The sequence below is a fragment of the Brevibacterium paucivorans genome (assembly GCF_016907735.1).
Taxonomy (GTDB): domain Bacteria; phylum Actinomycetota; class Actinomycetes; order Actinomycetales; family Brevibacteriaceae; genus Brevibacterium; species Brevibacterium paucivorans.
In genome coordinates this window covers 1484402-1501664 of the sequence record NZ_JAFBCP010000001.1, presented here as the reverse complement: position 1 = coordinate 1501664, position 17263 = coordinate 1484402, and the positions used below count along the sequence as shown (strand labels likewise).

The following is a 17263-nucleotide window of genomic DNA, read 5'->3' as shown; positions in this document are numbered from 1 at the left end:
TACAAATCGCCTGTTGACATGTGACAAGCGCCTCAAAGGGGGTAGGTTTGTATCAAGGACATTTTCACACGGAGGTAGATAGTGGACATCGAAGTCGTCCGCAGTGCGACCCTGTTCGCCGGACTAGATGAAGAATCGACCAGCGCCCTCATGAAGTTTATGAAACCGCGCAGCATCCGTCGCGGCACTCCCCTTTTCCACGAAGGCGACAGCGGAGACGAGCTCTACATCGTGTCCACTGGAAAGCTCAAGGTGGGTCGCGAATCCGCAGACGGACGCGAAAACCTGCTGTCGGTTGTGGGCCCCGGCGAAATCATCGGTGAGCTCGCACTGTTCGATCCGGGCCCGCGTTCATCCACGGTAACCGCCGTGTCACAGTCAGAGGTTTTGAGCCTCAAGCACGAAGACCTGCTCAGCTGGCTCGAAGAACGCCCACAGGCCGCAATGAATCTGCTGAAGGCGTTGGCACAGCGTCTGCGTCGCACCAACGAAACCGTTGGCGACCTGGTGTTCTCCGACGTTCCTGGCCGTGTCGCTAAGGCCATCCTCGACATGAAGAACCGCTTCGGAAAGCCTGCACCAGACGGCATCTTGGTGCCGCACGACCTCACCCAGGAAGAACTCGCACAGCTCGTTGGCGCTTCCCGTGAAACCGTGAACAAGGCACTGGCTGACTTCGCGGAACGTCGCTGGATCCGCCTCGAAGGACGCTCGGTCGTCATCCTTGACCTGGAGCGCCTGACCCACCGCGCCCACTAACGCGCTACCCAAAAAGCGTCCGGGCACCCACAACTAATGGAGCACCCGCTTGCCTCGCGAGCGGGTGCTCTTGCCACCTCGGCCCCGCCACACACCCGGCACCCCGCCTTGCGATAGTCACACTGTGGACACCAGTTCAGTAATCGTGGAACGTGTACGTACCATGAAAGCACTGATCGTCCACGTGAGGAGAGAGAGGCAATGAAGCCACACATCCGCGTGACAGCCCAAAACCCGTCCCCTATGACGCTCGACGGCACTAACTCATACATCGTCCCGTCGAGCGACCTCTGTTCTGTTGCCCTGATCGACCCGGGTCCTGAGCTCAGCTCACATAAGCGAGCACTCGAGAACGCCGTCGACTGCGCCACGCTCACGGCTATCGTGCTCACCCACCACCACGCCGACCACTCCGAAATGCTGGGCACCGCCCACGAATGGGCCCCGGGTGTGCCCATTTACGCAGTCGATGAAGCCTTCGCAAAGGGAGCACCGGCCCTGACGTCGTTACCGCCTGAAGGGCACGTGGTCGAGTTCGGTTCGCACGAAAGCGACCGCCTCACCCTCATTCCCACGCCGGGCCACACCGCGGACTCCATCAGCGTGCTCCACGGCAACACCCTGTTCTCTGGGGACACCATCCTGGGTGAAGGCACCACCGTCATCATGTACCCGGAAGGCTCCGTAGGACAGTATCTGGACTCCATGCAACGGATCTCTGACCTGGTCGATCACACCGTTGAGACCATCGAGCCTGCCCACGGCCCCACCGTCGAAAACCCCCGCGCGGTTGTCGACTACTACATTTCGCACCGCAAAGAACGCCTCGACCAGGTCATCGCGGCCGTTGAGCGCGTAGGCACCATTGAGCTCGATGAAACCGACGCTATCTCGCAAGAATACGCCGGCCGGGTCGCCGACCTCGTCTACGCGGACGTACCTCAGAAACTGCGCCCCGCCGTCTTGTCGTCAGTGTCGGCGCAACTGGAGTACCTGCTGGAAGGCTAGCCCCGACCGCGGGCCCGGCCCACTCACACCTCGGTGGGGCTTGCCGGGCTTTCGACTTCTTCCAGCTCTGAAGTCAAGGACTGGGGGTCCTCGCCTTCTTCGTCGCCCGAGGTGTCAACCACCTCGGTCTGCCGCGTCCGTCCCCGCTCGGATGGGTCCGCGAGCGGATCCAGGGACACCCACCATGTCCCGTCTCTCTTAAACACCTCGGGGGTAATGGGGGTGACATTGCGGATCTTGCACATCGCCGCAGCCACGCTGGGCACGCCCAGTAACGATTCGCAGATGAGTCGCACGGGACCACTGATGAAGTCGCTGGAATGTTCACCACACATCGACAGAACTTCGGCCGGGCTCACCCAACCGCCCCACGCGCCTGTGATCGACTCGAAGTTCACGCTCTGATCAGGTGGCATCACGGTGGTGAAATACACCGTGTCAAAGCGTTTGAGTTGCCATTCGGTGTTGACCCACCGTAGCCACGGTCGCAACATGTCCGGGCGGAACTCCAGGTTGCGCGTCTCCAGCACGTCGCGAAACGCCACCTTCTTCTGGAACAACTTTGCCCGCGCGTCACGCACATACGCCACGTCAGTGTCCGTTGCGATCGTTCCATCCGCACTCTGCGCAACAAGCACTCCCGCGAGCTCCAGCGCAACCCGCCCGGCCGCCACGAAGTACGCCAGCGAACGGGTCACGTTGGTTTTGCGCAACATACGCGCGCACCGTTCCGGGCTGGCCCCAGCCATGGGCAACCACCGAGAGTCAGACGGGCGCACGTGCCCACTAGGAAAGTCCCACCGGTTACGGTCATCCTGCCCCGGTTCGTCGACGTTGCGAGTCATAAACATCTGGACGCCATGCGCAGAGTCGCGAATCAAAACAATCGCTGCAGCGGGTAGCGGTTGAGGAGGTGTCAGCGTTCGCTGTCCACCTTCGAACATGTTCAAGATCTTCGCGAGCCCCTGTGACGCGGGGATCGTGTGTGAACGGTGTGGCAGGGGATGTCCTTACGTGGGTAGCTCGGCGCTGACCCTAGATTCGTACCGTGACTTCAACTTCGACCGAGGTGCCCAATGGTAACGCTGACACACCCACGGCCGAGCGTGCGTGCTGACCACGTTCACCGAACACTTCGCCCAACAGTTCGGATGCACCGTTGATCACACGCGGCTGCTGGTCGAAGCCGGGAGCTGATGCAACAAACCCCACAACCTTCACCACCTGCTTGACACGTTCCAGATCACCCACGGCCGACTTGATCGCTGCAAGCGCGTTAATAGCGCACAGCTTGGCGGCATCATAGCCTTCCTCTACCGTAACTGAGTCGCCCAGAACACCAGGGTTGACCAGTTCACCGCTTACAAACGGCAACTGTCCCGAGGTGTACACATGGTCACCGTCGACCAGGGCCGGGACGTACGCACCGGCAGGCGCTGGCACCTGGGGCAGTTCGATGCCCAGCTCCGCGAGCTTTTCCGCGACCGTCACGTTCAGCCCTCCTGTTTAGGACGCTTGAAGTATGCAACCAGTCCCTGACCATCAGGGCCTGGGACAACCTGAACCAGTTCGTAACCGTCTTCGCCCCACATGTCCAAGATCTGCTTGGTGTTGTGGATAAGAAGAGGGGCAGTCGCGTATTCCCATTTTTGCATGTCGTCACCTTTCTTTGTGCGCCCCGCAGGACGCTCGGTTGTCAGGGCCTAGGGCCCCGGTGTGTAGCCGGCGAGGTTAGCCAACGATGGTGTTTGCGCCACCGCCATCGCCACCTCCGCCACCGTTGCCGCCTTTGTTTCCACCGCCGCCGTTACCGCCGCCGCCTTTGCTGCCGCCACCGCCCTTGTTGGACGGCTTCTTCTTTGGCTTAGGGGCGGGGCGACTGTTACCTCCGCCGCCGTTGCCACCTCCGCCTCCACCGCCGGAGCCCATCATGGAGCTGGGTGCACGGAACCCTTCATTACCTTTCGTGTGCTTAATGGCTTTGTTCATATACGCCTGCCACGAAGGTCCAGCGATGGTTCCACCGTAAATGCGCCCGCGAACCTTACCCTTAGAGTTCTTACGCCAGTCACGCACACCGTCAGGGTCACCTACCCACACTGCTGTCGACAGTTTGGATGTGAATCCCAACAACCACGTGTGACCAACCTCGAAGTTAGTAGTACCGGTCTTGGCACCTGCAGGCGCCCCAATCTTCAACCGTGTCGTAGTACCTCCGTGGAAGGTCTGTGTAAGCGCGTAAGCCACACCTTTAGCGACATCAGGTTCGATTGCTTCGTGACAGTCGGGGTCTGGAGTCTTAACGTCTTTACCGTCAGCATCTTTGATGCTGTCGATGGGTGATGGTTTGCAGTACGTACCACCTGAGGCAAACACCGCGTATGCCGCAGCCATGTCGATCGGAGCAACCGGCGTGGTTCCCAGGATCGAAGATGGCATCGTGGAAATGTAGAGGTTCCGTTCCTTTTTCCAGTTTTCCTGCGGCTGGTCGAGCGGTTCGTCGTTACCGTACTTCAAGCCCAACGACTGCGCGGTCTTCATGATCCCGCACATATTGAGCTGGTTACCCATAGCCGCATAACCAGTGTTCACCGATTTCTTGGTGGCTTGCAATGCACTCATGCCGCTGGATCCGAGACCGTCACCGGCGTTGTTTGGGTTCCAGCTACCACCAACAGCAGGACAACCGTCGTACTTCCACGAACCCGCTGAAAAGGTTCGTTTGGTCGCGTTGACCGTGGTGTTAAGTTTCTTACCTTCGCGCAACCATTCAGCCAGCACAAACGGCTTCCACGTCGAACCCACTTGGAACCCACTCGCACCGTTGTGCTTACGGTCCACGTTGTAGTTCAGCTGGGTGTCGAAGTTCTTCTTGCCTTCAGTCACCGAGTAGTTACGGTTCTGGGCCATTGCCAGGACCTTTCCGGTCCCTGGTTCAACGGACACGATCGAGTGCCCCGCACCCGATGGGTCACCAACCGGAATACGTTTCTTCACGGTGCTATCGGCAGCCTTCTGCATGTCCCGGTTGAGGGTCGTCTTGACCGTCAAACCACCTCGGGCCAGGACGTTAGCGCGCTCTTCTTTAGTCTTACCGAAAACCGGGTCGTTTTCGATGACGCGCTGAACGTAGTCGCAGAAGTACGCAGCGTCCTTAGCCGCAGCACAACCGTTAGGCGTGTTGTGAATCTTCAGGCCAAGGTCAGTCTTGACCGCTTTGTCGTGTTCTTCCTGCGAAATGTACTCGTACTTGAGCATCTGCCCCAACACGATGTTTCGGCGCTGTAGCGCGCGGTCGGGGAAACGTTCTGGGTTGTATGCCGCAGGGTTCTTCACCACACCAGCCAGCAGGGCCGACTGCTCGATATTCAGGTCTTTTGCCTTGATGCCCCAGTAGTGGTGGGCAGCTGCCTCAACACCGTACACACGTGGCGAACCGGAGTAATTGTTGATGTTCAGGTAGCGGTTGAGAATCTCAATCTTGGGGTACTTCTTTTCAAGTGCGGTTGCGAGTTTAATCTCGCGCAACTTACGCGCATAACCGGCAGCGCCGTCGGCTTCTGTCGCTGCTTCCACACCGTCGGAGTCGTCCTGCGAGTGCGCGTTTTCTGACAGCACGTTCTTCACGTACTGCTGCGTCAGCGTGGAACCACCCTGTTTGGAATCAGAAAACGTGTTGTGTACCAACGCGCGGAAAATACCCTGCAGGTCCACACCACCGTGGTCAAAGAAGCGTTCGTCTTCAACCGCGACAGTCGCGTCCTGCATGTGTTGCGAAATGTCGTCGACGTGAACTTCTTTACGGTTCTGCCAGTAGAAGCTAGCGATCTCCGAACCGTCGGCGGCGAGCATCTTGGACTGCTCAGCCAACGGCCGCTCTTCCAGCTCAGCCGGGAGCGACTCGAAGATTTCGGCAACGTTCTTAGCACCGACCGAGGCGACACCCACCGAAGGAATCGCCAAACCGGCACCCACAATTCCCGCGATTGCACTGACCGCAATGAACTGCAGGATCAGAGACATTCCGTTGGTTTTTATGTTGGACGCAGAAGACACCATGCGATCATTGTACCGACGACCGCAAATACTTGGGCTCAGCTGAAACTGAGTATCCGCTCAGGATTCGCGTGCCACAAGCTCCATGAGAGTCACCTCGGGTGGGCATGCAAATCGCACCGGCGCGAAGATCGAAAAGCCCAGTCCTGCACTGATGTGAACAGGGACTCCTGAGCGTGTAAACAGGCCGCGCGCTTCGTCCCGAGGTCGGTCAGAGTTGGTGACGGGCGCCCCGTATCCGGGGATGCGGATCTGGCCGCCGTGGGTGTGACCGGCAAAGACCATCTGAGCTCCCGCGTCGATCAGTGCGTCGACCGAGGTGGAATAAGGTGAGTGGGTCACGCCCACGTTGAGATCGGCACCGGTTTCGAAGTGTGGGTGTTCTTGACTGATGTGCGCGTTGTTCATGTGCGCATCGCCCAGACCAGAGACGCTGATTTTCACCCCTTTGACCTCGAGAGTTGCGTTGCAGTTGTCCACGAAGTTCCACTCGCGCAATGTGAGCGCCCGGCGAAGGTCGTCAGCCGGAAGGTCAGGCTCAGCCTCTTTTACCTCGCTAGGACCCATGAGGTATCTGGCCGGGTTTTTCACAGCAGGGCCGTGGAAGTCGTTTGACCCAAACACGAAGATTCCGGGGAACGCTGTGAGCGGGGCAAGCGTGTGGATCACGGTGTCGAGCGAATTGAACCCAAAGTTGTCGCCCGTGTTAATCACCAGGTCTGGTTGGAGTTTTGCCAGCGCGCGAACCCAGTTGATCTTGTGCTTTTGCCACGGCGCAACGTGGAGATCGCTGATGTGCAAAACCCTCAAAGGCGCGCTTCCTTGAGGCAGAACCCGGCATGTCAAGTGGCGCACTGTAAACAGGTGCGGCTCGATACACGCGCCCCACACACCTGCTGCGACGGCGCACGTTCCACCTACACCCACGGCCAAGCGAAGAATGTTCTTTGTGTCCACCCTTTTACGCTACCCCGAAATGACGGGCGAATGTTGGTGCGAGTTACACCCCAATAGGGCAGTTTTAGAATTTCTGTCGCCCTAGCGTGGTCGAGTCCCTGCGGCAGCGGCCTTTCACAACTTCATAGGCGGTTCAGTTGATGCCGGTGAGGAAACCTAGAGAGGCCCTGGGAGCACGGGGATGAGCTTATTAAAGGCCGAAGGCGCCGCCGCTGACGAGGATGAAGATACCCAGGCCGATCAAAACGATCGGGAACAGCACATGCTCCCAGCGTTCGAGAACCTCCGCGATGGGTGGGCGGGTGGCCACGAACTTCGCCAACAGGACCAGGCCCGCCACCAGGATCAGAAAGACGACGCAGTAGATGATAACAGTGGCGGTATCCACGTTGAGAAAAACCGGGACATAGACGCCGATATTATCGCCACCGTTGGCAAAGGTCACCCCGGCGACGGTCAAGACGCTTACGTTCTTTCCGCTGACTTTCGCGTCATCGTCGTCATCGTCTCCCTGCCAGGCTTGCCAGGTCGCCCACAGTCCCAGGGTCAGGGGGATTAGCCCGAAGTAGGGGATCGCCTCGGTGGGCAAGAAAGCATCCGCCCCTAGGGTGACCAGGATCGTGGCTGCGAGGATGCCCGCGAAACCAAGGTACTGCCCGGCCAGGATCCGAAGTGTGGTCCCTGCTTGGCCGGCCCCACGGGCGAAGAACAGCGAGAGCACGATGATGTCGTCGATATTGGTAGCGATAAACAGACCAACCGCCCCCAGGAGACCAGCTACCACTTACCTGTTCCCCTCTCCGGTGGCGCACCCGGGCACGTCACATGCCGAGTCAATACACGGGGCATTCTCGTCGGCAGCCAGAGTGGTATCCAGCAGTGAGTTCAACGCCTGGACAAGATGGGCGTCGACGATCGCGTAGCGGGTCTTCCGCCCCTGCGGTTCGGCGACCACAATTCCGCAGTCCCGTAGGCAAGTGAGGTGGTTCGACACATTTGACCGCGTCAGTTCCAACTCCCGGGCGAGAGCGGCCGGGTAGGCCGGGCCGCTCAGCAGGGTCAGGAGAATACGGGATCGGGTGGGATCGGCCATCGCTCGACCCAATCGGTTCATCACGTCCAAGCGCGAAGCAATAGTCAGCATGTACTGAACTATACAGCGGCTGCTGAACTGTTGCAACGAGAATCGAACGTCGGCCCGACGGTGATGTGTGACACAGGCGGCACCCTTCGGTACTGCCCGTGTCGAAATCGTTCGTTCTTGACGCAAAAACCCGGTTTCCGAAATGGCCCCATGCGTAAAGGTGGGTGCGTTACGTTTTTGAGTATGGGACATGATTTCGGCTACGCCCGGGTCTCCACCGGCGACCAGGACGCCCGACTCCAACACGACGCTCTCACCGCGGCCGGCTGCTACCGGATTTTCACCGACACCGCTTCCGAATCGTTGGAGTCGCGTCCTGAACTCGACAAGTTGCTCGATCAACTTCGCCCCGGTGACACGTTGGTGGTCTGGCGCCTGGATAGATTGGGCCGGTCAATTAGGCATCTGATTGATCAACTCGCCGGCCACCAGGAGCGGGGAGTGGAGTTTCGGTCGCTGTAGGAAAACATCGACACTTCCTCCTCCGGCGGGCGCTGCGCAAAGAAACTGGGGTATTACCTACGCGGCAGAAGGACCCCTCGAAGTCCACATAACCGGGCATTGCGACAGGATGACTCTCGGAATCTGTGCCAACGACTTCTGGCTCTGACAGCACACCCAACGCTTACACCCGGTGTTCTGCATCGAGCTCAGCCAAACGACGATTGCGTTGGCGCGCGTATCGCTTTTCGCGACTACGACCGATCAATCTGCATACCGCATAAATGAGGAAGCTGATGGTAGTGACAAACGGGCTGATAGGCACGACGGGCGAACCCAGAGCAATCAGCACACCACCCACCGAGGACACCGTGGCAAACACCACCGACAACACCGGCACCAGGTACGGGTTCGAAGAAATCTGCGTGGCCGCAGCCGCTGGGGTCACCAGCAGTGCCATCACCAACAACACACCAACAACCTGAACGCTCAACGCGACAGCAAGACCCAACACCAGCATGAAGGTGATCGTCAGGAAGCCGATTGGGACACCTCGGGCGCGGGCGACCTCGGCGTCAATAGACGCGAACGCCAACGGGCGCCAGATCACTGCCAACACGACAACCACAACAGCGGCACACACCATGAGGACTTTGAGTTGGCCCGGGTTGACCGCCACGATCTGACCGGTGAGCAGGCCAAATTTGTTAGCCGCGCGACCCTGGTACAGCGCCAAGAAAAGAATTCCCAAGCCCAGGCCAAACGGCATCAGAACGCCGATGATCGAGTTCTTATCGGACGCGCGAACGCCACCTGCACCAATGAGGAAAGCCGCGATGAGCGATCCACAAATGGACCCGAACACCACGTCAAATCCCACTAAGAGCGCAAAAGCAGCACCTGCGAAAGACAGTTCGGCAACACCGTGAACAGCAAACGGGATATCACGGATGATGACGAAGTAGCCCACCAAGCCACCCACCATTCCCAGCACCGCCGACGCCAGAATGGAGTTGCGCAGGAGAACCACGAGCTCACCGTAGTGTTCGAACGTAAAAAGTTGAGTCAGCTGTTCCACTACTCGACGCTTTCTGGTTCGGGATGGTGATGTTGATCCTCGCCACCAACAACAACCACGCGGCCACCGATGTTGAGCACTTCTACCTTGCTGTCGAACAAGTGCGAAAGAGCCTCAGAATTCATCACTTCGTTGGGCGTGCCCACCAAGAAGTGACCGCCCACAATGTAAATAATGCGGTCCACGTAGGGAAGAATCGGGTTGATTTCGTGGGTGACAAACAGGATCGCGGTGTCGTTTGTTTTGCGTTCTTTGTCCAACAACGACGCCACCAAGTGCTGGTGTGGGATGTCCAGGCTCAGAAGAGGTTCGTCGCACAAGAGCAAGCGCGGGCTACTGGCCAACGCGTGCGCCAAACGCAGGCGCTGCATCTCACCGCCGGATAGGGTGCCCACGGGTGCGTCTGCGTAGTCACCGGCTCCCACGAGATCAAGAAGGTGGTCGATACGCTTCCGGAACTTCGAAGATGGCAGGCGCAGCCCCCAACGATGCCCGTCTACACCCAGGGCCACAATGTCACGAGCGCGCAACGGCGTAGCCGGGTCAACGGACCGCTGTTGTGGCACGTAGCCAATATCCGGGTCGCCTTTGCGCACTCCGTGGTCGCCCACGCGGATCGAGCCGCCAGACAGTTTGTACTGTCCCAGTAGCACTTTGAGCAGGGACGTCTTACCGCTGCCGTTTGGTCCTAGAACGGCGATGAACTCTCCCGGTTCTACCGCAAGGTCGAGGCCATGCCACAGGACGCGCTCACCAAATTTGAGGAGTCCGTCGCGAATCTCCAAAACAGAGGTTCGCGACGGACTCTCGTGCTTATTTGAGGGCACTGTTTACTTCGTCGACGTAGCCGGACATCCAATCGGCGTAGTTTGAGCCCTTGGGCATGGTTTCAGCCATGTCCACGACAGGAATACCAGCTTCTTCAGCTGCCTTCTTCAGAGATTCGGCCTGTTCGTTAGTTGCCTGCGTGTTGTAGCCCAGGATGACAACCTCTTTGTTCTTCAGCTGATCTTGAGCCTTCTTGAACACCAGAGGAGGTGCGTCGTTACCTTCTTCAATTGCAGACAAGAACTCTGGTGGGGTCGCTGGTTCGAGCCCCATGTCTTCAAACAGCCACAGAGGCACTGGTTCAGTTGCTGCAGCTTTCTTGCCTTCATTCTGCGACTTGGCGTCAGTAATCTTTGTATTCAGATCTTCAAGATTGCCACGCAGGTCGTCGGCGTTCTTCTCGAACTCGTCTTTGTGCTCAGGTGACTTCTCGCTCATGGTTGCAGCGACTTCGTCAACCAGCTTGATCATGGTGGGCACGGAGTACCACACGTGCTCGTTGAACGCGCCGTGGTCGTGACCCTCTTCGCCGTGCTCGTGGTCGTGACCTTCGTGACCTTCTTCGCCGTGCTCGTGGTCGCGACCCTCGTGGCCCTCTTCGCCGTGCTCGTGGTCGTGACCCTCGTGGCCCTCTTCGCCGTGCTCGTGGTCGCGACCCTCGTGGCCCTCTTCGCCGTGCTCGTGGTCGTGACCCTCGTGGCCCTCTTCGCCGTGCTCGTGGTCATGGCCGTGGTCGTGAGGTTCGTTACTCAGTCCCTCCGAACCCGGGAGGCCGGAGATCGAAACTGCGTCAACCACCTCGGGCTTGGAGTCAGAAGCCTCCAACAGCGTGGTCATGAAAGCGTCGTAACCACCGCCGTTTTGCACAACTACGTCTGCTTTGGACAGCTTAAGTTGGTCTTCAGTAGTCGCCTCATAGGAGTGCGGGTCTTTCGACGGGTCGTCAATAATCGGCGTGACATCTACAGCGTCACCGCCAACCGTCTGAGCAATGTCGGCGTAGACGTTGGTCGATGTCACCACGTTGAGCTTGTCATCGCCGGAATCACCAGACTGGGATCCGCACGCGGACAAAACGAGGGCACCTGCTGCAATGATCGCAACTGACGTAGCGCGAAGCGACTTCATAGAAGACCTTTCTAGCTAAATGAAACAACCAGAAAGTAGCCGCACACCCCAATTATTGACAAATAGTTATATAAGCATGCCTCTATGCGTGAAGCTCTATTTGCGCTGGTCGAGCAGGGCAGCGATCTGCACTGTGTTCAGGGCAGCGCCCTTGCGCAAGTTGTCGTTCGACACGAACAGGGCCAAGCCCTTGTTCCCGGGGATTGACTGGTCGCGTCGGATTCGACCCACCAAGCTGGTGTTACCGCCGGCCGCCTTGAGTGGCGTTGGCACGTCTTCAAGTTCCACGCCTGGCGCCTGCGCCAAGATCTGGGCTGCCTCGTCAGGTGTGATGTCGCGTTCAAACTCCGCGTTGATGGACAGTGAGTGGCCAGTGACAACGGGAACGCGCACGCACGTACCGGACACCAAAAGTTCCGGGATGTTCAGGATCTTGCGTGATTCGTTACGCAGCTTCTTCTCTTCGACGGTTTCGCCGTCACCGTCGTCCACCATGTCACCGGCGAGCGCCAGCACGTTAAACGCAATCGGTTCGGTGTACACGGTCGCGGCGCAGCCGGCCGCCTTACCGTCCAGGGCAAGACCGCGTGCATTGGGAACGGCGGCCTCAGTTTCACTCACCAACCCGTCGACACCGGCAACTCCGGAACCTGACACGGCCTGGTACGTGCTGATGACCAGGCGAGTCAATCCGGCGGCTTCGTGCAGAGGTTTGAGCACAGGCATGGCCGCCATCGTGGTGCAGTTCGGGTTGGCAACGATCCCCTTGGGGATCCGGTCTAACGCTTCTGGGTTGACCTCAGAGACCACCAGTGGCACCTGGTCGTCAGAGCGCCATGCGGACGAGTTATCCACCACGATGACGCCGGCTTCTGCAAAGCGTGGCGCGTGGGCTTTAGACGTGGCGCCCCCAGCCGAGAACAGGGCCACGTCCAAACCTGACGGGTCAGCGGTCGCTGTGTCTTCAACGACAACCGTGCGACCTTTGAATTCCAGTTCCGTGCCAGCTGAGCGGGCAGAGGCGAAGAAACGGATGTCATCAATGTCAAAGCCAGGGTCGTTGGCCAAGAGTTCGCGCATGACACGACCAACTTGGCCGGTTGCTCCGACCACGCCAACTTTCAGGCTCATCGTCCGGTACCTCCGTAGACAATCGCTTCGTTTGAGTCACTGTCCAGGCCATATGCCGTGTGCGCAGCCTTCACTGCGTCGTCGAGCAGGTCTGCGCGCGTCACAACACTGATCCGAATCTCTGATGTGGAAATCATGTCGATGTTGATGTGCGCTTCCGAAAGTGCGTTAAAGAGTGTGGCGGTGACACCCGGGTGGGAACGCATACCTGCTCCAACCACAGACAGCTTTCCGATCTGGTCGTCATAGCGCAGGTGATCAAACCCGATGCTTTCTTGCACGTCGTTGAGCACTCGCGTGGCAGTCGCGCCGTCAGACATGGGCAATGTGAACGAAATGTCCGTGTGCCCAGGATCGCGCGTGGAAATGTTCTGCACGATCATGTCGATGTTGATTTCGTTTTCCGCGATCACCCGGAAGATCTCTGCGGCTTTACCGGGGATGTCGGGAACGCCCACAACGGTGAGTTTCGCTTCTTGTCGGTCGTGGGCAACACCAGAGATTACAGCCTGTTCCATGCTTGTTTCCTCTTCTTCAGGAGCGAATTTAGGGGGAATGGGCGAGTCGCTAACCCAGGTTCCGCGGTTGTGGCTAAAGGATGAACGCACGTGTAGTGGCACATCGTATTGGCGGGCGTACTCGACGGCTCGCAGGTGCAAGATCTTCGCACCCGAGGCGGCCATTTCGAGCATTTCTTCGTAGCTCAGGTGGTTGACTCGACGGGCAGATGACACGATCCGCGGGTCAGCTGTGAACACTCCGTCTACGTCGGTGTAGATTTCGCACACATCCGCGCCCAGCGATGCGGCGAGCGCAACAGCGGTAGTATCTGAACCACCTCGGCCTAGGGTGGTGATGTTCTTGGTGGTGTGCGAGACCCCCTGGAACCCGGCAACGATTGCGATGTTGCCGTTATCGAGCGCCTCTTTAACACGCATTGGTGTAACGTTAACGATCCGTGCACGACCAAAAGATTCGTCGGTGATCATTCCAGCTTGGGAGCCGGTGAAGGACTGCGCCTCGAAACCTAGATTGGCAATCGCCATTGCGAGTACTGCCATGGAGATGCGTTCGCCCGCAGTGAGCAGCATGTCGAGTTCGCGGGCCGGTGGAAGTGGCGAAATCTGGTTTGCCAGGTCGATGAGGTCGTCGGTGAAATCTCCCATAGCTGATACGACTACGACAACGTCGTGACCAGCTTTGCGGTATTCGACGATCCTGCGAGCTACTCGCTTGACTGATTCGGCGTCGGCAACCGATGATCCACCGAACTTCTGAACAACTAAGCTCACACTTGTTCTTTCTGTGTAATAGGACGACGCTTGCGCAATGGCTCCATTGTAGAGGAACGCGTTTGTGCCGGGCGTACTCGTGTCACACTTGTGAATTTTGCGTTGCCCGAGGTGGTCGCCGGGTTATTCGCTGGTGTGTACTTGCGTACGTCCTTGGAAGGCGCGGCCCAAAGTCACTTCGTCGGCATATTCGAGATCACCGCCTACGGGTAGTCCGCTGGCCAGTTTGGAGACGTTGACACCCACGGTAGAAAGCAGGCGGATCACGTAAGTTGCGGTCGCTTCGCCTTCGAGGTTGGGGTCGGTTGCGATCACGCATTCGCGCACGTCGCCGGTTTGGAGCCGGGTGAGGAGCTGTTTGATACGCAACTGGTCTGGGCCGATCCCAGCCATGGGGTCGATTGCCCCGCCCAGCACGTGGTAGAGCCCTCGGTATTCGCGAGTGCGCTCAATCGCGACGACATCTTTGGCTTCTTCGACCACACAGATTACGCTCTGGTCACGGCGTGAGTCTTGGCAGATCGCGCACTTTTCACCCTCGGCGACGTTTCCGCAGATTTCACAGAAGTTGACGCGCCGTTTCACCTCAGTGAGCGCGCTGGCTAGTTTTTCGACTTGCTGAGCGGGAGACTGCAGGATGTGAAATGCCAGGCGTTGCGCAGATTTGGGTCCGATTCCTGGCAGTTTTCCCAGTTCGTCGACGAGGTCGGCGAGGGCACCGTCGTAGATGGCACTCATTCGTCAACTTCCTCCAAAATCTCGCCACCGATCACTCTTAAGAACACGGGCACCCCTATGTCGCGGGCCTCTGTGATCTCTGGGTCGCTTTCGGTGTCGTAGTCGTCGTAGTTGGTGACGTCCGGCCCCTCGGTCGCGGGGTTCTCGGTTGCCTGCGCGCCTGCCGGTTGAGCGTCAGTGTGCTCTGGGCCTTCCGCTTCCGAAGCGGTGGTTGACTCTGTTCCCACACCCGCTGTCGCCACGGTCTCCTCTCCCGAGGTGGATCCGGGGACGTGTTTTTTCGGTTCACGCTTCCCCAGGTCTGCCCATGGCTCGTTGTTGGACTCCTGCTTGGGCTGGGACTTGGGTGCGGGCCCTGGCTCGTCGTAGCCCAGGTTGGGGTCGGCGTAGGCGCCTAGGTAGTCTTCGAGTTCGTTGGGTTCGTCGACTGGGGGCGGGACCACAACCTGTGGCACATCAACGGCTCCGTGCCCCGCCGAGGTGTCAGATTCGGTGTAATCGCCGTACGAACTGTGGGTGTCGGAAGCTGGCTCGTGTTTCGGTTCCGCGCTCGCCGGTTGGCTGTCAGCTATGTCGCCTGTTCCCCCAGTTTTCCTACCGCCGGAGCTTTCATGACCTGTATCGTCCGTATGGTCGCCCTCCGGTGAATCGGAGGACTCTCGGTTACGGTTAGGAGGCGTTTCGGCGTCGAGGTTCCAGTATTTTTCACGGTCTACCGGAGCTTGGTCGACCGCGCGCGGCCCCACCACCGCATCGACTTCTTCCTGCGTTGGACGTGGCCGGTTTGGTTGCGACGAGTTCTGTGGACCAGGCCCGGGTTGGCTGTGAGCGGGTTCAGGCTGCTGCGCGCGAACCTCCGTATCTACGCCCACATCGCCGATCACCACATTCGCCCGAATTCCCAGCACCTCGTTGATCGCTTGCGCAAGTTTGTCGCTGTTTCCGGGCCGGTCGAAGCTGGCCACTGACCACTGGTTATTGAATCCCAACACCAGCGCACCGTCTCGGAACGCCTGCGGAACCGCGTTGCCAGACAGGATCGCGCGCACCAACCGACTCTTCCCGGTGAGTGCATCGAGAATGTGTGGCCAGCTCCTGCGGATCGCATCGATCTCGTTATTGCCAGCGTTCGCAGTTGGTTCCGGCTGGCGCTGCGGTTCAGAGTGTTGCTGTGGTTGCGGCTGGCGCTGTGGCTCTTCCCGCCGAGGTGGTTCAGCCTGCCTCTGTGGCTCCGGCGTCTGTTGAGTATCAGTCTGCTGATCGGCCGTTGCGAGCTCTTCAGCGGCGAATGCGAAGTCTGCAATCGAGTCGAGATCGGCCTGTGGTTTTTGAGCACTCCCCTGAGACTGAGCGCCTCCCTGTCCCTCTGACTGAGGAACCGCAGGTGACTGGGTAGCAGCGGGAGTCTGGGCCACCTCGGGCGCGTTCCCCTCAGCCTGCGCTGGAACCTCGGGTGGCACGTTGCTTGCACGGCCGGTGGGCGACATACCCACCCGGCGTTCCAAACGCTCCACACGGGACACAACTGCGCGCCGGGCCGACTCCACCGACGGCAGTAGAACCCGCGCGCACATGAGTTCCAGTTGCAGGCGCGGGGAGGTTGCGCCCGACATTTCACTTAAGCCTTCGTTGAGCATGTCGGCGGCCCGCGAAAGTTCAGCCGCTCCGTACTGTTGGGACTGTGAAATGAGCCGTTCAAGAAGGTCGTCCGGGGCTTCCGGTAGGAACGCACGAGCCTGGTTAGGTGCCGTGCCCACCACGATGAGGTCCCTAAATCGTTCGAGCAAGTCTTCGACAAAACGGCGAGGGTCCTGCCCCGACTCAATCACGCGGTCGACAACGCGGAACACGGCTGCCCCGTCACCTGCGCTGAACGCGTCGACAATGTCGCCCAGCAGGGACTCCGGCGTGTATCCCAACAGCGCCACGGCCGTCGTGTAATCCAAACCGTCAGGGCCCGCACCGGCCATGAGCTGGTCCAAAACAGACAGGGTGTCACGGACCGATCCCCCACCTGCACGCACAACCAACGGCAGGACACCTTTGCCCACCGCTACGTTTTCGCGTTGGCACAGTTCCGTCAGATAAGACGTGAGGATGTCCGGTGGCACCAACCGGAACGGGTAATGGTGGGTACGCGAACGGATGGTTCCAATGACTTTTTCCGGCTCAGTGGTCGCAAAAACGAACTTCACGTGCGGAGGCGGTTCCTCCACCAGTTTCAGAAGCGCGTTAAATCCCTGCGGTGTGACCATGTGGGCTTCGTCCAAAATGAACACTTTGAACCGGTCACGCGCCGGCGCATACACCGCTCGTTCACGCAGATCACGCGCATCGTCCACACCGTTGTGGCTGGCCGCGTCAATCTCCACCACATCGAGCGACCCCGGCCCTCCCGTGGCCAGGTCGCGACACGACGCACACTGCCCGCACGGGGTTGACGTGGGTCCCTGTTCACAGTTGAGGCACCTGGCAAGGATTCTGGCCGAGGTGGTTTTTCCGCACCCGCGCGGACCAGAGAAGAGGTACGCGTGGTTGACCCGCCCATTGTCGAGGGCAGCCTTCAGCGGACCAGTGACATGGTCTTGCCCAATAACGTCATTGAACGTATCGGGCCTGTAGCGACGGTAAAGAGCGGTAGACACATTTACTAGCCTAATGCCACCCACTGACACAGTGGAGTCTGTAGCCCCTCCCGCCCCG

Annotated in this window: 17 protein-coding genes; 3 read left to right on the top strand and 14 right to left on the bottom strand. The window is 59.1% G+C overall.

The annotated features are described in order from the left end of the window. Positions 1-81: 81 nt before the first annotated feature. A complete protein-coding gene (locus JOE56_RS06955) occupies positions 82-759 on the top strand; it encodes a Crp/Fnr family transcriptional regulator (protein ID WP_102238405.1) in 678 nt (225 codons plus the stop codon). A 201-nt stretch (positions 760-960) separates the two neighbouring features. Continuing rightward, a complete protein-coding gene (locus tag JOE56_RS06950; RefSeq protein WP_239530394.1) occupies positions 961-1767 on the top strand; it encodes an MBL fold metallo-hydrolase in 807 nt (268 codons plus the stop codon). A 23-nt stretch (positions 1768-1790) separates the two neighbouring features. Here the strand turns inward: JOE56_RS06950 and JOE56_RS06945 are convergent, their stop codons facing one another. The 7 genes from JOE56_RS06945 to cmtR form a co-directional block, all read right to left on the bottom strand. Further along, complete coding sequence (locus tag JOE56_RS06945; protein WP_204515416.1) at positions 1791-2711, bottom strand: NUDIX hydrolase; 921 nt, start codon at positions 2709-2711, stop codon at positions 1791-1793. A 91-nt stretch (positions 2712-2802) separates the two neighbouring features. After that, the gene (locus JOE56_RS06940; RefSeq protein WP_204515415.1) at positions 2803-3258 is read right to left on the bottom strand and encodes an Atu1372/SO_1960 family protein; all 456 of its coding nucleotides are present in this window, start codon (positions 3256-3258) and stop codon (positions 2803-2805) included. A 2-nt stretch (positions 3259-3260) separates the two neighbouring features. After that, the gene (locus JOE56_RS06935; protein ID WP_180965307.1) at positions 3261-3422 is read right to left on the bottom strand and encodes a Sp36 family protein; all 162 of its coding nucleotides are present in this window, start codon (positions 3420-3422) and stop codon (positions 3261-3263) included. A gap of 76 nt (positions 3423-3498) precedes the next feature. Beyond that, positions 3499-5826: a transglycosylase domain-containing protein gene (locus JOE56_RS06930; RefSeq protein WP_204515414.1), complete on the bottom strand. Its 2328-nt coding sequence runs from the start codon at positions 5824-5826 to the stop codon at positions 3499-3501. A gap of 57 nt (positions 5827-5883) precedes the next feature. Then, entirely contained in the window at positions 5884-6780 is an 897-nt protein-coding gene (locus JOE56_RS06925) for a metallophosphoesterase (protein WP_204515413.1), read from the bottom strand. A gap of 190 nt (positions 6781-6970) precedes the next feature. After that, positions 6971-7564, bottom strand: a complete 594-nt coding sequence (locus JOE56_RS06920) for a cadmium resistance transporter (RefSeq protein WP_204515412.1) — start codon at positions 7562-7564, stop codon at positions 6971-6973. Then, a complete protein-coding gene (gene cmtR, locus JOE56_RS06915) occupies positions 7565-7924 on the bottom strand; it encodes a Cd(II)/Pb(II)-sensing metalloregulatory transcriptional regulator CmtR (protein ID WP_204515411.1) in 360 nt (119 codons plus the stop codon). Positions 7925-8107: 183 nt separating this feature from the next. Here cmtR and JOE56_RS06910 point away from each other — a divergent pair, with 183 nt between their 5' ends. Further along, on the top strand, positions 8108-8386 hold the full coding sequence (locus tag JOE56_RS06910) for a recombinase family protein (RefSeq protein WP_239530393.1): 279 nt from the start codon (positions 8108-8110) through the stop codon (positions 8384-8386). A 163-nt stretch (positions 8387-8549) separates the two neighbouring features. Here JOE56_RS06910 and JOE56_RS06905 read toward each other — a convergent pair whose 3' ends face one another. The 7 genes from JOE56_RS06905 to JOE56_RS06875 form a co-directional block, all read right to left on the bottom strand. Next, entirely contained in the window at positions 8550-9443 is an 894-nt protein-coding gene (locus JOE56_RS06905; RefSeq protein ID WP_102238399.1) for a metal ABC transporter permease, read from the bottom strand. After that, positions 9443-10270, bottom strand: coding sequence for a metal ABC transporter ATP-binding protein (locus JOE56_RS06900; protein WP_102238398.1), 828 nt, complete (start codon positions 10268-10270; stop codon positions 9443-9445). The genes JOE56_RS06905 and JOE56_RS06900 overlap by 1 nt, the downstream gene beginning before the upstream one ends. Then, positions 10257-11399 carry a metal ABC transporter solute-binding protein, Zn/Mn family gene (locus JOE56_RS06895; RefSeq protein ID WP_204515410.1) on the bottom strand — a complete coding sequence of 381 codons (1143 nt, stop codon included), beginning with the start codon at positions 11397-11399 and terminating at the stop codon, positions 10257-10259. The genes JOE56_RS06900 and JOE56_RS06895 overlap by 14 nt, the downstream gene beginning before the upstream one ends. Positions 11400-11495: 96 nt before the next feature. After that, on the bottom strand, positions 11496-12530 hold the full coding sequence (locus JOE56_RS06890) for an aspartate-semialdehyde dehydrogenase (protein ID WP_204515409.1): 1035 nt from the start codon (positions 12528-12530) through the stop codon (positions 11496-11498). After that, the gene (locus tag JOE56_RS06885) at positions 12527-13822 is read right to left on the bottom strand and encodes an aspartate kinase (protein WP_204515408.1); all 1296 of its coding nucleotides are present in this window, start codon (positions 13820-13822) and stop codon (positions 12527-12529) included. Before JOE56_RS06885 ends, JOE56_RS06890 begins: the two co-directional genes overlap by 4 nt. Before the next feature lie 123 nt (positions 13823-13945). Continuing rightward, positions 13946-14560 carry a recombination mediator RecR gene (gene recR, locus JOE56_RS06880; protein WP_180965306.1) on the bottom strand — a complete coding sequence of 205 codons (615 nt, stop codon included), beginning with the start codon at positions 14558-14560 and terminating at the stop codon, positions 13946-13948. Beyond that, on the bottom strand, positions 14557-17205 hold the full coding sequence (locus JOE56_RS06875) for a DNA polymerase III subunit gamma and tau (RefSeq protein ID WP_204515407.1): 2649 nt from the start codon (positions 17203-17205) through the stop codon (positions 14557-14559). Before JOE56_RS06875 ends, recR begins: the two co-directional genes overlap by 4 nt. Positions 17206-17263 lie beyond the last annotated feature (58 nt).

Coding starts and splice junctions, on each gene's coding strand:
- JOE56_RS06945 (WP_204515416.1), bottom strand. CDS start 2,711: ATGTTCGAAGGTGGACAGCGAACGCTGACACCTCCTCAACCGCTACCC.
- JOE56_RS06930 (WP_204515414.1), bottom strand. CDS start 5,826: ATGGTGTCTTCTGCGTCCAACATAAAAACCAACGGAATGTCTCTGATC.
- JOE56_RS06935 (WP_180965307.1), bottom strand. CDS start 3,422: ATGCAAAAATGGGAATACGCGACTGCCCCTCTTCTTATCCACAACACC.
- JOE56_RS06890 (WP_204515409.1), bottom strand. CDS start 12,530: ATGAGCCTGAAAGTTGGCGTGGTCGGAGCAACCGGCCAAGTTGGTCGT.
- JOE56_RS06895 (WP_204515410.1), bottom strand. CDS start 11,399: ATGAAGTCGCTTCGCGCTACGTCAGTTGCGATCATTGCAGCAGGTGCC.
- cmtR (WP_204515411.1), bottom strand. CDS start 7,924: ATGCTGACTATTGCTTCGCGCTTGGACGTGATGAACCGATTGGGTCGA.
- JOE56_RS06950 (WP_239530394.1), top strand. CDS start 961: ATGAAGCCACACATCCGCGTGACAGCCCAAAACCCGTCCCCTATGACG.
- JOE56_RS06910 (WP_239530393.1), top strand. CDS start 8,108: ATGGGACATGATTTCGGCTACGCCCGGGTCTCCACCGGCGACCAGGAC.
- recR (WP_180965306.1), bottom strand. CDS start 14,560: ATGAGTGCCATCTACGACGGTGCCCTCGCCGACCTCGTCGACGAACTG.